The sequence below is a fragment of the Arthrobacter sp. 001422645 genome, assembly GCF_059816125.1.
This window is the reverse complement of sequence record NZ_JCBANT010000016.1, coordinates 100,590-113,025: the sequence shown is the minus strand read 5'-3', so window position 1 is coordinate 113,025 and position 12,436 is coordinate 100,590. Positions and strand designations below refer to the sequence as shown.

Annotated in this window: 13 protein-coding genes; 7 read left to right on the top strand and 6 right to left on the bottom strand. The window is 60.6% G+C overall.

All coding sequences use genetic code 11. From position 1 onward, the window contains the following. The first annotated feature begins 173 nt into the window (after positions 1 to 173). Together AC6EUH_RS15655 and AC6EUH_RS15650 are read left to right on the top strand one after the other, a co-directional pair. A complete protein-coding gene (locus AC6EUH_RS15655) occupies positions 174 to 935 on the top strand; it encodes a DUF4191 domain-containing protein (protein ID WP_499739213.1) in 762 nt (253 codons plus the stop codon). Positions 936 to 1,050: 115 nt separating this feature from the next. Then, complete coding sequence (locus AC6EUH_RS15650) at positions 1,051 to 1,413, top strand: DUF3817 domain-containing protein (RefSeq protein ID WP_056431292.1); 363 nt, start codon at positions 1,051 to 1,053, stop codon at positions 1,411 to 1,413. A gap of 239 nt (positions 1,414 to 1,652) precedes the next feature. Here the strand turns inward: AC6EUH_RS15650 and AC6EUH_RS15645 are convergent, their stop codons facing one another. Beyond that, on the bottom strand, positions 1,653 to 2,090 hold the full coding sequence (locus AC6EUH_RS15645) for an RDD family protein (RefSeq protein WP_499739212.1): 438 nt from the start codon (positions 2,088 to 2,090) through the stop codon (positions 1,653 to 1,655). A gap of 297 nt (positions 2,091 to 2,387) precedes the next feature. Here AC6EUH_RS15645 and glnA point away from each other — a divergent pair, with 297 nt between their 5' ends. Continuing rightward, positions 2,388 to 3,812 carry a type I glutamate--ammonia ligase gene (gene glnA / locus AC6EUH_RS15640; RefSeq protein ID WP_144673548.1) on the top strand — a complete coding sequence of 475 codons (1,425 nt, stop codon included), beginning with the start codon at positions 2,388 to 2,390 and terminating at the stop codon, positions 3,810 to 3,812. Between the two features lie 1,496 nt (positions 3,813 to 5,308). On the opposite strand, the gene AC6EUH_RS15635 is transcribed toward glnA, so the two are convergent. Continuing rightward, positions 5,309 to 6,169 carry an HNH endonuclease signature motif containing protein gene (locus AC6EUH_RS15635; protein WP_499739211.1) on the bottom strand — a complete coding sequence of 287 codons (861 nt, stop codon included), beginning with the start codon at positions 6,167 to 6,169 and terminating at the stop codon, positions 5,309 to 5,311. A gap of 139 nt (positions 6,170 to 6,308) precedes the next feature. Beyond that, a complete protein-coding gene (locus tag AC6EUH_RS15630) occupies positions 6,309 to 7,316 on the bottom strand; it encodes a DUF6602 domain-containing protein (protein ID WP_499739210.1) in 1,008 nt (335 codons plus the stop codon). A gap of 155 nt (positions 7,317 to 7,471) precedes the next feature. Here AC6EUH_RS15630 and AC6EUH_RS15625 point away from each other — a divergent pair, with 155 nt between their 5' ends. Continuing rightward, complete coding sequence (locus AC6EUH_RS15625) at positions 7,472 to 8,203, top strand: hypothetical protein (protein ID WP_499739209.1); 732 nt, start codon at positions 7,472 to 7,474, stop codon at positions 8,201 to 8,203. Between the two features lie 98 nt (positions 8,204 to 8,301). Continuing rightward, the gene (locus AC6EUH_RS15620; protein ID WP_499739208.1) at positions 8,302 to 8,622 is read left to right on the top strand and encodes a hypothetical protein; all 321 of its coding nucleotides are present in this window, start codon (positions 8,302 to 8,304) and stop codon (positions 8,620 to 8,622) included. A gap of 281 nt (positions 8,623 to 8,903) precedes the next feature. On the opposite strand, the gene AC6EUH_RS15615 is transcribed toward AC6EUH_RS15620, so the two are convergent. After that, the gene (locus tag AC6EUH_RS15615; RefSeq protein WP_499739207.1) at positions 8,904 to 9,437 is read right to left on the bottom strand and encodes a hypothetical protein; all 534 of its coding nucleotides are present in this window, start codon (positions 9,435 to 9,437) and stop codon (positions 8,904 to 8,906) included. Between the two features lie 311 nt (positions 9,438 to 9,748). Further along, positions 9,749 to 10,948, bottom strand: coding sequence for a hypothetical protein (locus AC6EUH_RS15610; RefSeq protein WP_499739206.1), 1,200 nt, complete (start codon positions 10,946 to 10,948; stop codon positions 9,749 to 9,751). Between the two features lie 173 nt (positions 10,949 to 11,121). On the opposite strand from AC6EUH_RS15610, the gene AC6EUH_RS15605 reads away from it, so the two are divergent. Together AC6EUH_RS15605 and AC6EUH_RS15600 are read left to right on the top strand one after the other, a co-directional pair. After that, complete coding sequence (locus tag AC6EUH_RS15605; RefSeq protein WP_499739205.1) at positions 11,122 to 11,265, top strand: hypothetical protein; 144 nt, start codon at positions 11,122 to 11,124, stop codon at positions 11,263 to 11,265. A gap of 13 nt (positions 11,266 to 11,278) precedes the next feature. Further along, complete coding sequence (locus AC6EUH_RS15600) at positions 11,279 to 11,584, top strand: helix-turn-helix domain-containing protein (protein ID WP_499739204.1); 306 nt, start codon at positions 11,279 to 11,281, stop codon at positions 11,582 to 11,584. A gap of 269 nt (positions 11,585 to 11,853) precedes the next feature. Here AC6EUH_RS15600 and AC6EUH_RS15595 read toward each other — a convergent pair whose 3' ends face one another. Then, the gene (locus AC6EUH_RS15595; protein WP_499739203.1) at positions 11,854 to 12,369 is read right to left on the bottom strand and encodes a GNAT family N-acetyltransferase; all 516 of its coding nucleotides are present in this window, start codon (positions 12,367 to 12,369) and stop codon (positions 11,854 to 11,856) included. Positions 12,370 to 12,436: the final 67 nt, after the last annotated feature.

Genomic DNA, 12,436 nt, shown 5'->3' with positions numbered 1-12,436 from the left:
AAATCCCGGCCCAGCTCGCCCACATCGAAAGCTCCGGCAGTACCCGCCAGGAAGCCAGCTCACTGCTCGCGGCGCACTCCTGACCACAGCCGCAACGAATACCGCAAAAGGGCCGGCACCGGAGGAATCCGGCGTCCGGCCCTTCGCTGTCCATCACGTAGAATTAAGGCACTATGGCGACTTCCCCTGATTCCAGCAACTCCACTCCGGCTTCTGATGCTCCAAAGCGAGGCCTCTTTTCCCGCAAGCCCAAGGCGGCCAAGGTCAAGAAGCCGAGCCGCCTGAAGCAGATCGGCGAGGTCTTCCAGATGACCCGCCAGCACGATCCGATGGTGCCGTGGCTCATGCTGCTGGCGTTCCTCGGCGTCGTCGCTGTCAGCTTCGTCATCGGATTCCTGCTGGACAACTGGATCACCGGCCTGATCATCGGCATCCCGCTGGGCGTCCTCGCGGCGACCCTGATCCTGTCCCGCCGCGCGGAGCGCGCGGCTTTCGCCCGTATTGAAAACCAGCCGGGTGCGTCCGGCGCTGCACTGGGCACACTCAAGCGCGGCTGGATCGTCGAAGACCAGCCCGTCGCTGTGAACCCCCGCACGCAGGACGCCGTCTTCCGCGCCATCGGCCGCCCCGGCGTCGTCCTCGTCAGCGAAGGCCCCAGCGCCCGCGTCAAGCCGCTCCTCGACGCCGAACGCAAGCGCCTCGCCCGTATCCTGCCGAACGTCACCATCCACGTGATTGAGAGCGGTCGCGGCGAGGGCCAGGTTCCGATCAGCCAGGTCGCCAAGAAGATGACCAAGATGAAGAACGAACTGACCAAGCTCGAAGTCAGCACCGTCTCCAAGCGCATCTCCTCGCTTGGAAGCCGGCTGCCGATCCCCAAGGGCATCGATCCTTACAAGGCCCGCCCGGACCGCAAAGCAGCCCGCGGACGCTAGGCCACACGCCAGAGAACAGGGACGCCCCGGTACCGCCTTACAGGCTGGCAGCCGGGGCGTTTCCATTGCCCACGACACTTCCACGTCCCGCCGGGACAGAGCCGGAGACTCCGCCATGAAACTGCCATCCACCGCTGCCGTCATCCGCATCTTCCGGATCCTGGCCATTGCCGAGGCTTTCAGCTGGGCCGCGCTGCTGGTGGGCATGTTTCTCAAATGGGTCACCCGGACGACGGAACTCGGAGTCGAGATCGCGGGTCCGATCCACGGGGCGCTCTTTATCGGCTACGGGATCGCGGCGCTGAGCCTGTGGGGCATGCAGCGCTGGCCGTTCCGTGTGGCGTTCTTCGCCGGGCTCTCCGCGGTGTTCCCGTTCGCCACCGTCTGGTTTGAGCGCTGGGCTGGCCGCCGCGGCTACCTGACGGTCAACGCCGGACAGGATGCGGCAACGCCGGCGCAGGAAACCGCCGGCGTCTAGCCGCCACGGTCCGGCGTGGGCCTTCCGGTTAGTAATGCCATGCCACGGGGCCGTCGCCACCGCGCAGCAGCCCCCTTGCCCGCGCCTTGGCACCCCCACGGCACCCATCTGACGCAATTGGCCGCTATCCGGAGAGGTTGAGCGGCCATTCGTGGCGAACGGCGGCCTCCGGTGCGCCCTTGAGGCCAGGGAACTGCCGGGGCCGTCGACCTCTAAGCCCGCCCCGGCACCGGGAGGAGCTACATCCGGACCAGGACCGTGTTCATGGCCTTGTCGTGCAATCCGCGGTGATCCGGGTCAAAGATGACGGCGGGGATCACGAGGCACAGCAGCAGGCTGCGGACCAGGGCCGGAACCGGTCCGGCGGGGCCGCCGCCAAGACGGATGACGTGGATCCCCACCATGCGGTGGCCAATGCTGTAGCCCAGGGTTCCGACCAGCAGGGCCTGTTCCACCGCGAACACGGCCAAGGTTGCCCAGGGGTTCCCGGCGAACGCGTAGTTGCTGATCAGCAGCGCGATTCCCCAGTCAATGCAGATGGCAACGATGCGCCGGCCGGCGCGGGCGATGGACCCCGGGCCGGACTCGGGCAGGCCCAGCCGCTCCCCCGGGTACTTCGAGATGCCGGACGTGTCCGGCCCGCTGAGCCATGAGCCTATGTCTTTACGATCAACCACCCTCCAAGACTATCGGCAACGAAGGCCGCTCCGCTCTGTTCAGAGTGTGGACATCCTGGGGCCACACTCTGGTCACGGATAGGCCACGTTATGGACAGCGACTACCGTTTACATGTCAGGGCATTCTGTAACCTGCCGGAAACAAAGCGGACACCGTGGGGAAATCCCGTGTCCTTAGGGTGGTAACAGTTGCTGGCGGCATAGGAGCGGGGCAGACCTTTGTGTTTACCCCGCTGTCGGACTGCGCTGGACCACACGGCCTGACGGCCAGATCTTTCACATGCATAAGGAGCATAGATGTTCAAGACTGCGGACGAAGTCCTCAAGTTCATCAAAGACGAAGACGTAAAGTTCGTCGATATTCGCTTCACCGATCTCCCTGGCGTTCAGCAGCACTTCAACGTGCCCGCCAAGAGCGTTGACGCGGACTTCTTCGTCAACGGCCAGCTCTTCGACGGATCTTCGATCCGCGGCTTCCAGGGCATCGCCGAGTCGGACATGCAGCTCATCCCGGACGTTACGACGGCGTTCCTCGACACGTTCCGCATGGAGAAGACCCTCGCGCTGAACTTCTCGATCGTGAACCCGCGCACCGGTGACCCGTACCACCGCGATCCCCGCGGCGTGGCCGAGAAGGCCGAGGCCTACCTGGCTTCCACCGGTATTGCCGACACCGCATTCTTTGCACCCGAGGCCGAGTTCTTCGTCTTCGACAACGTCCAGTACCAGTCCTCCCCGCAGGGCAGCTTCTACAAGATCGATTCCGAGGAAGCACACTGGAACACCGGCCGCGAAGAAGAGGGCGGAAACCTCGGCTACAAGACCCCGGTCAAGGGCGGCTACTTCCCGGTCTCCCCCACTGACAAGCAGGCGGACCTCCGCGACGCCATGTGCGTCGCCCTGGACGAGGCCGGCCTTGAGGTTGAGCGCAGCCACCACGAGGTCGGTTCCGCCGGCCAGGCCGAAATCAACTACAAGTTCACCACGCTGACCCACGCGGCTGATGACCTGCAGAAGTTCAAGTACGTCATCAAGAACACGGCCGATGCCTGGGGCAAGTCGGTCACCTTCATGCCGAAGCCGGTCTTCGGTGACAACGGCTCGGGCATGCACTGCCACCAGTCGCTGTGGAACGGTGGCGAGCCGCTGTTCTACGACGAAAAGGGCTACGCCGGCCTGTCCGACATGGCCCGCTGGTACATCGGCGGCCTGCTGAAGCACTCCTCGGCCGTGCTGGCCTTCACCAACCCGACGGTGAACTCCTACCGCCGCCTGGTCAAGGGCTTCGAAGCTCCGGTCAACATGGTCTACTCGCAGGGCAACCGCTCCGCCGGTATCCGTATCCCGATCACGGGCTCGAACCCGAAGGCCAAGCGCATCGAGTTCCGCGCGCCGGACCCCTCCTCCAACCCGTACCTGGCCTTCGCAGCCCAGCTGATGGCCGGCATCGACGGCATCCGCAACCGCATCGAACCGCCGGCACCGATCGACAAGGACCTCTACGAGCTCCCCGCCGAGGAAGCCAAGGACATCCCCAAGGCTCCCGGCACGCTCGAAGAGGCCCTGGATGCCCTGGCCGAGGACAATGAGTTCCTCCAGGCCGGCGGCGTCTTCACCCAGGACCTGATCGACACCTGGATCGAGTACAAGTACGAGAACGAGATCCGTCCGCTCTCGCTGCGCCCGAACCCGTACGAGTTCGAGCTGTACTACGGCGTCTAGCTAGATCAAGCGGCTAGAGGGGGCATAGTCCGCCAGCAGTCCGCAAGAATCTAGTTTCATATTCAGAAGGAGGCTGGTCCTGGCATTGCGCCGGGACCAGCCTCCTTCTGTTTCCGGTTACGGAATCACTCGGCCAGCGGGACCAGCCGGTTCCAGTCTCGACCTCGCAAACTCGTAAACTTCGCGCTCAGATGCCATCTCCAGCCGTGGGATGGAGCCGGGATTCTTGACTGGATCTTCGAAATCCAATCGCCGCGCGACCCTCTGAAACCAGTCACTCCGCATGTCCTGATCCAGTCCAGGCCGCGTATCGTCCGTGACGCTTTCCAATTCGGCCAGAAATGTGCGCATCTGACGAACGGTTTGCCACTTTTCGTACTGGGACTCGAAGTACTCCCAATGTTTGCTGTCAGCGTTCGCTCTCGCGACCATATGCTGCAGCCTGGACATGTGTTGCTTTACGAGGGTGCTGCGTCTGCTTTGTTCGTCTTTCGTATGTTTTCGTAGCTTGTCAGTTACCGTACCTCGCAGGCGAAGCAAAACGCCCCGCATCCTGACCGGGTGCGGGGCGTTTTTCGTCATCGCTAATTTCCGAGGACTGTTTCTACCTCACCCCAGGTGTGAGTACCATTACACGCGGCACAACCCGATGTGTTGTCGGACATATCGCTTGACTGATACGAGCCAGCATCCATGGCAACCCCGGTCGGGACGTATGTGTCGGTCACTGGACATTTCATGAGTATGTTTTTCACCATGGCGCCAACCGTACCCCCTCTGTTTTCCACCACGCCGCGGCGCGCGGCAGGCTGGCTCCAGACAATCGGAGGGAGCCCGGAGCCAGCCTCGGGGAGCGGCACTTCGCTGGGGTGTGCCGTGTGGCACCGTCACCGAAGAGTGCCACGTCCCGAGGTCAAGCTACCGGCGAGAACTTGGTATTTCCTTGGAATGCCGATCGACCAATGCAACCCTCCGCAGGCAGGCAGAAATCGGCATTTGACTTGCAATCCCGACCAATCTATGTTGCGTCAGTTCCGCCATCTGTCCTTGAGGCGGAGCGCCGTTACGTGGCCGCCCCCGCAGTAGTAGTCTCTCCCCCAGACTCCTGCGGGGGCGACTTCGCATCATGGCTTACTTGAGTGCCTGCCGAAATGGTGCTGCCCGTGGAATTCGTTGTCACACCAGCAAGGCCCGCGACGCCACTGGCTGACTCTTCCGCTTCCACCACCTCCGGGCAACGCTTTGCCAGCACCGGCCCGATATCGCGCACGCGCCTCAGCGGAGGGAGTTCTGGGGCCGGTCGACTGTGGAAGCACTCCGGGCACAGCGCATTGGGCTCCATGGCGAGAAGTCTAGGCGGCGCCGGCCGAAGCGTAAACGGCAACAGCACCCGGCGGCTGGCTCCACACAATCGGAGGGAGTCTGGAGCCGGCTCCTGGGTACCGGCACCTGGGGGTGTGCCTTGTGGCCGCCCCCAAGATCGGTGCCACGTCTATTTAGCCCAAGAACGGGCTGGTCCGACTGCCACCAAAGCGTGAAAAAGTTCCGGGATCCGCAGGCCTTCCTCCCCACCATCGGGGAGGATCGGCGGTGTAAAAGAGCGTTCCTTCGGACTCAGCCTTTCCTCCGATGGCCAACATTGGCCGGCAGTTCTGAGTGGTTCCGCCGCTCATGCTGGCGTCCATGTTGGCTATTTCGTAGCCGTCCCCGTTCAGGCACGATGATCCGATGCGCAGGAGGACCCCACGCGCCCAGAGCTCTGCACGTTCGACAATAAGTCGATTCGGAGGAAGCAATTTCAGGCTCAGGACGATGTCGCGTGGACCGCGCCGAACGACCAGTGTCTTCCCCTCGAACGTGACATCCCACGATCTGGCGGAGTACCGAAGCTCTCCATTGCGCACCACGACGAGGGGCCGGTTGTCCTGGTCGCGGAGGATCATCCCCAAGGCAACTCGCCCCTCAATGAATTCCACCGTCAGGACCGGTTCGTCGTCGATCTCGATAGCAGACCATCGCTGATGTTTGTCAGTGCTTTCAAACCGGACCGAGCCCAGCTCGATATCAAAGGCGGGTCCTTCAAAGTACAGCGAATGATGGCTGGTCAGCTCTTGTTTGCCGTTGAAGGGACTCTGGTTGGCCCTGCGCACCGCGGCTACGGGAAGTCTCCCTGCTGTCTTTTCCCGATGGTGCGCGGGGCACAGAAGAGTCATGGACTGCGCGTCATGTCCGGTAAGGCCATAGCCGTCGATGTGTTCGTAGTCGAAGACGGGTGAGCCGCATAGGACGCAGCCGAACCCGCAGCGCTGCCGTACTTCGCGTTTGATGGCGCTCGACAGATGATTTCTACGTTCCACGTCGTGAGCGTAGCAGCGCTTTCAATCTTACGATTCAGGTCCACGCCACAATGTCGGTGGATTTCGCTACGCGCTCTTTGGCTGGGTTTTCGCTTTTCTCGGGCGCGCGGCCGTAGCTCCAGGCCTTCGCAGTTCCAGACTAGATGTGCCTGCTGTACCCGTTGAACTGAAACAGATCCCGGAAGTTGTGCTCCAAGAAGCTGCTGTCGTAAACGGCAGACGGAACCCAGCGGCGCATAATACCCGAGCCCTGCCCCGTGCCCGTAGTAGTAGCAAGTTCCAGCGCGAGCTTCTTGAGTGAGGGATCATTGCGTCCCAGGAGCTCGTATAGGGTCACGATGAAGTGAGCGACAGCTCCAAACTCCTGATCGTCATTCATTGCGAGGTACAAGGAACCAACGAAGTCATCAATGGGTGGTTCATGGGTGGATCCACTCATGTAGGCAGGCTTGGTGCATCTGAGAGTGCCAAGGTCGGCCACACAAACCAGATCGACAAGGTCCCGCGGGTGAGCAGCCGCGTCAGATTGCGTTTCAAAACCCGACGTCAAGGCCACCAATGGATCCGCGCCAAAAGCGTGAGAGTGCGCCAGAAACCCCGTGGGGAACCCTGACAAGAGCTGACCTTCGGCGGTCGAAATCTTGGGGTGCGTAAGCGCTGCCAGGTCTGCTGACCATTTGGAGATTTCTCCGAAATGAGTCGTTCTCGCTGTGAGTTTTACGGAGAATGCGGCGGCTATGCCACCCGCATGCACTTTAGCCCTATACCTGAGGTGCTGGGGATACGCCGGCTCGAAGATGACGATGTCAGTCTCAAATGGCTTCACACTGTCGTCCGAACCGATTATGTACTTACGTAAACCCACGCCATAGGCCGGCGGCAGCCACTTGGAGAGTAGATCGGCCCACGTGGACTCGCCTTCGTGCCCTGAGCGCTGGATGTCTTCCCTGTGCGTCAATTGGGCGTCCGCATAATCTTGGCTTATTTCACTTTGGATGGAGGAAAACCACCGCTTCGTCTCGCATACTATCCGAGACGGACGGAATCTGGCCGCAACGGACTTCGTTGGTCGTCTGACCGCATTCCTTGCCTCATCCGTCTTCAAATCGGCCTCCGCAATTTGGGCTGCGAGCTCCGCCCTGGCCATGCCTTCGCCCCATTCCGCCGATCTGGATCCCGCGGAGTTCACCGAACTTCAGTAGCGACCGCACAAGGGGCACTCCGACATTAAGTTCGTCCGCCACCTGCTCGATGGTCAGGAATCTCGGCGTAGGCTCCGGGGTCATGACCTAAGCTTTGCCCATGAATGTTCCTGCGGGCAATAAATCCAAAACGCCACGCCAACTCTGGGTTGCAATAATATTGAGCCTAGTTTTGACCGGCGCCGTCATCTATTTCGGGTTCCTCGCATTGCCGTCGCTTGCCCCCGAACATCAGGCGTTCTGGTCCGGCCTCATCGGAAGCTTTGTTGGCAGTGCCGTAGCGTTCGGTGGCGCGGGGTGGCTATGGCGGATGGAACGGCACATTCTCGTGGAGGAGAGAACAGCGGATCGTATCGCGGTACGGGCCGAAGATAGGAGGCGCCACGACTTGAGTGCTCTGCGGGATTGCCTTGCGGTAATAGGCAACCTCCAAGCACTCAATTACCACATGCTCAATGAAAAGCGCTTTGCAACCGCTCGGGATAAATACTTGATGCGGATTAGATTCGATGAAGCTGTGTCTTCGATCAATGATCAAGCACTCCGAAGTGACTTGGATTTTCTAGTGGGGCTCGTAGATGATGACCAACTCCTAGACCACATCATTGGATCCGAGTGGCTCCGCCTCGATGTCGCACACGATTGGCTCCTGCGCCTCATTTCCCTTGAAGAAGGTGCGGACCCTTCGACTGCTCGTCCCAAGAATTACGAGAACCTGATCGAAAAAATGGATAACTATGAGGAGATCAGGAGGGAAGAACGGGAAGAAGCAGATCGGTACGAGCAGGAACAGAAAGCCCCCAAGGAGACTGTGTCGGTTGAAGGAGCCTAACTATTCGGCATGCTGCTTTGTCGCCGCTAGTGGTTGGTTAGTGCCGCTCACGACCGACTGCCGCCGGTTTGTCCGTGCTGCCCACTAACGTGTCGGTCGTGGTGAAGATTGATGTTGAAGCGGTAGGCGCGATGCTGACGCGTGGCAGATATATTCAGCGCATGGCAGCATTCACGCTCGACGGCGAAACGTACGAGTACCTGAAGCCGGATCCGGGACATCCGCCGAAAGATACCAAGTCGTGGGAGTACGGGAATTATCCCAAAGTGCTTGCAACGCTGCCCCTGGCCGACGGCGGCACGGTACGCGTCTACGCTGTTGCGGAACGTTGGAACCCTCTTACATCCTGGTGGGCTGGGCAGATGAAAACCGGCATGGGCATTGGGCTTGGATCCCCGCCGGCAACGTGGAGCGCGTGACCGACTCGGACTGGGATATAGAGGAGTACAGGCGCTGCCCGGAACACCTACGCGCGATCCAGTGGGGAAACGGCCTACCGGGATTCCTGCCCGCCTAAGCAAAGCCCCAAATCAGAGACCGGTTGTGCCCGGAGAGGGTGCAGCGTCGCAGTAAAATCCCGTGGCGGATCCCACCGGATCTTCTAGCGCAGTTCCTGCTGCGGCAAGCCCGGAGGGTAGTCCGGGTGATCCATGTAGGGCATGGCGATGATCAAGAGGAACTTCCCCATGTAGTCCTGGCCCTACCGGCTGGCCATGATGCGGCGTCTACGGGGCTTCACCACATCGTCCATTACTGGGCCTCTTGGTTTCCTGAGGTGGTCAATAAGTTTCTGCCTGTTCTTGACCCATGACGCATGGACTTCTGGCCAGTGATCGTCACCTTCAAATTCGATCAACGACTTGCTGTCGTCCCAGTATGCAAAGGAGAGCCAGAACGTTCGGGAAGGAGCAACCAACTCCAAATACCGAAATATGGACGTCATCTCGTCCACCCAAGCGTCCAGCGGATTGGGGGGAGAATTTTTAGTTTCGCCCGGGCGCACGCTGGACCAGGACAGTCGGGGTGTATTGAGATGCCGTTCTATTTTCTCTCCCAGAAAGATCATGTCAGCACCTTTCTGACGGACCTCGTGGGTTTTTTGCGCGTTGTGCTGCCAGCGCAAACCAACTAATGCCAACGCAGAGCCGATGAGTACGCCGGCGATGCCGATCATGGGTCCTGTGAAGTCGGTAGGGCTCTGCACCACGACCGTTATCACCTCAGAAGCAGTCATGCTCGCCATTCCTCACGGTAGCCGGGTTGCTCGCTGTCGTTCATCTACGGAGCCCCCCCCCAATGTTAGCGGCGACGGCGGAGAAATGATGCGGGGGCGCTTTGGTGGCCGGGCCCAAGTTCGAGGACTGGAGCCCGACTAACTCTGAAGTTGTCCTTGTCATAGCTAGATAAGCTCTACGGATGACTGTCGAAGAACCCCTCATCCCCGAGGTCCCGGACCAGCCTCAAGGTGACAGGCGCGAGGACAAATATCCCCCCGAGTGCTCGTTTTCACGCGGGATCAGTTATTAGCTGCTGCGGCGTATTGGCTTACTTAATCGCCTTCACTATTTCTAGGATGTGTGCGAAGGCCGTCACAGGAACGGCATCGGTGGAAGAAGAGTCCCCGTCGTTCGGCGCGTAGCTCTTGCCGAAGGCACGGTCGACTAGCTCCAACCGGGCGCCGTCCACAGTGTTCTTGTCTTTGACATTGGCCAGGAATGGACCGAATGTTTGAAGTTCAAGTGCCATGCGCCTGCTGGCGGTAGCGCCCGTAACGAATCTGGATCCCAACCGGATTAGTACGGTGGCCGCAGAGGCGCCCAAAACACCCAGCGATACTCGGACGAGGAAGTGCTGCCAGGGTCCTTCTGCGTTTTGATAGACCGGTGGCCAGATCATCATCATCATCAGCGGAGCGGCAGAAGCGGCGAGAATCACAAACCCGATTGCATACAGCCCAAGTCCAAGTTTCTGAGCCGACGAAGCTTCCTTGTTGTACTCGTCGCCCAACTTCGCCCCTGCGAGATGAGTGCTGATGTTCGCGTATTGCTTCTCTTCCTCCCGGATCGTCTTGAGATACCCGGCACTGACCGATACCGCTTCCTTCATTTCACTCTCTGTCGTGCCCGCAAAAAACTCCCAGTCCTTCTGACGATCCGCCTTCCACGCATCGAACGCGTCTGAATTTTGATTCTGAAGATCGTTTACGCGTTCCAAGCCCTTCTGGATAACATCGTCGATTCTGGACTTCTGGTCGTTTACGGCTGTCAGCACCCCTTGCCCCTCAACCCGGAATGTCTCGAGCTCGGCCTGTACTTCGTCTTTGCGCTCAGTTACTCGCTTCAGCAGAACATCGATGTCGGCCCGCGCGTCGGCGTGTTTGGCTTGCAGAACGGCGATCTGGTCGGCCTGGGCAGACAGAAGATCTTGAAAGAGGGTGCCCATCTGTTTGACCTGCACACCACGCGCGTAGGGCCGCGGCCACAGTCCTATTTCTGGAAGTAGCGATTCAGCTTGGTACATGGCGTTATCCGTGTAGGACCTGTAGGCGGGGCCGGCTGCTCGTTGGTTCAGGCTTTGGGCAACTTGAGTCACCGTTTGATCGACGGGATCGAGAAGGTTTGCGTTGAACATCTCGCTCGAAGTGGCCGCCAGCTCGCTGAACGACCGCACGTACCTGAGGAGAAAATCGATCCGTTGCAGCGCCAGCAATTCCTCTGCGGTCGCAGTATCTCCGACCTTGTCCACGATTTTTAGCGTGTCGTCTACATGACCCCAAAGGGGGTGGGTGTCAAAATCGTTCCTGAGCAAGTGGATCTGCCTTCGATTATTCAGGCGAGCGACGGGTTCACTCCAGCCAACTCGAGTATCATAACCACGCCATTGGTTCGCTGTCTGACCCTCGGCGTAGTGTCCGTGGCGTGGTGAAGATTGACGTGGACGCAGTAGGCAGGATGCTTGACGAGATGCTGGCGGATCCCGGCCCGTCTAGCTACGCGGACCTAGAGCCCGACTATGAGTTCCTGGAACCCGCAGCCCACTGCACCTGTTCGTGCCACGGCTAGCTAAGCTCTACGGATGACTGTTGAAGAACCCGTTGCCCCCGAAGCCCTGGACACGCCACCAGTCGACAGACGCGCGTATAGGTACCCCGCAGAACTACTGCTCTACACGCCCGAGCAGGTTGGGGAAATATTCGGCCTGTCGAAGTCCGCGATCATGGCCCTCCGCCTCAGCGAGCGGTGGCCTTTCCATAAGGTCGGAGGAAGTATTCTGTTCAGCCGTTCCGATGTAGACAGCATTCTCGAATCTACTGCTAAGACGCCCGAGCCGCGGCGCACCACCAGGACAAGACGGACGATCCCCGGTTCTGACCGTCGCTAGTCCGCAAAAAGTCCGCAAGAAGTTCAGAACAGAGCGATTCGCGCCAATCATTCACAACGCCGAACCCCGCGTCTTCTAGCGGATTTCAACGCTATGCAATCATCCCCAATCACGTCTGTTTAGTTCGAGCTGTACTACGGCGTCTAGTCGCCCGCGAATTAACGGCGGCCCCCACCTTCACGGTGGGGGCCGCCGGTCGTTAAGCCGCCGCTCGGGACGTGACGGCCCAGCGACTGACTCAGCGGTGGGCCCGGGAGTTGCGAGCGAGGTCAGAACGGCCGGTACATGGTCCGCTGCGGTCCGGCGTCGCCGCCGAGGTACCGGCCGCAGTCCTCGAAGCCGGCCTTGCGGTAGGCGGACTGCCCGGCGGGGTTCTCTTCGTTGACCGAGAGCACGACGCCGGTCTGGTCGCCACCGAGGGCGGCCGTGAGTTTCGCCGCGGCCCGCACCGCGGCGTCCACGGCCGGGGCGCCGAGGCCCTTGCCCTGCTGCCGGTGGTCGATCAGGAAGCCGCGCAGCAGCCAGACTGACTCATCATCCGCCCAGCCCGCCAGCGTCGCGGCTCCGGACTGCAGCGTCAGCACGCCCACCGCGGCGCCGTTGGCGTCAATCGCCATGGGGTGGCGGGACTCCTCCTCCAGCCCGACGAGCATCATCCGCAGCGGCTCGCCGACGAACCTGCGTTGCTCTTCGGTGACCCCGAGTTCGGCGATCTCCCCCAGTTTGATGGCGCGGGCGTCGTCGTCGAGATTCTTCAGCGGCATCAGCCACACGTTTTCAGGCATGACAGAAAGCGTACCCAAGCCGGACGGGACCCGCCGCACGCTACGTGGATCAAGCGCTACATGGACC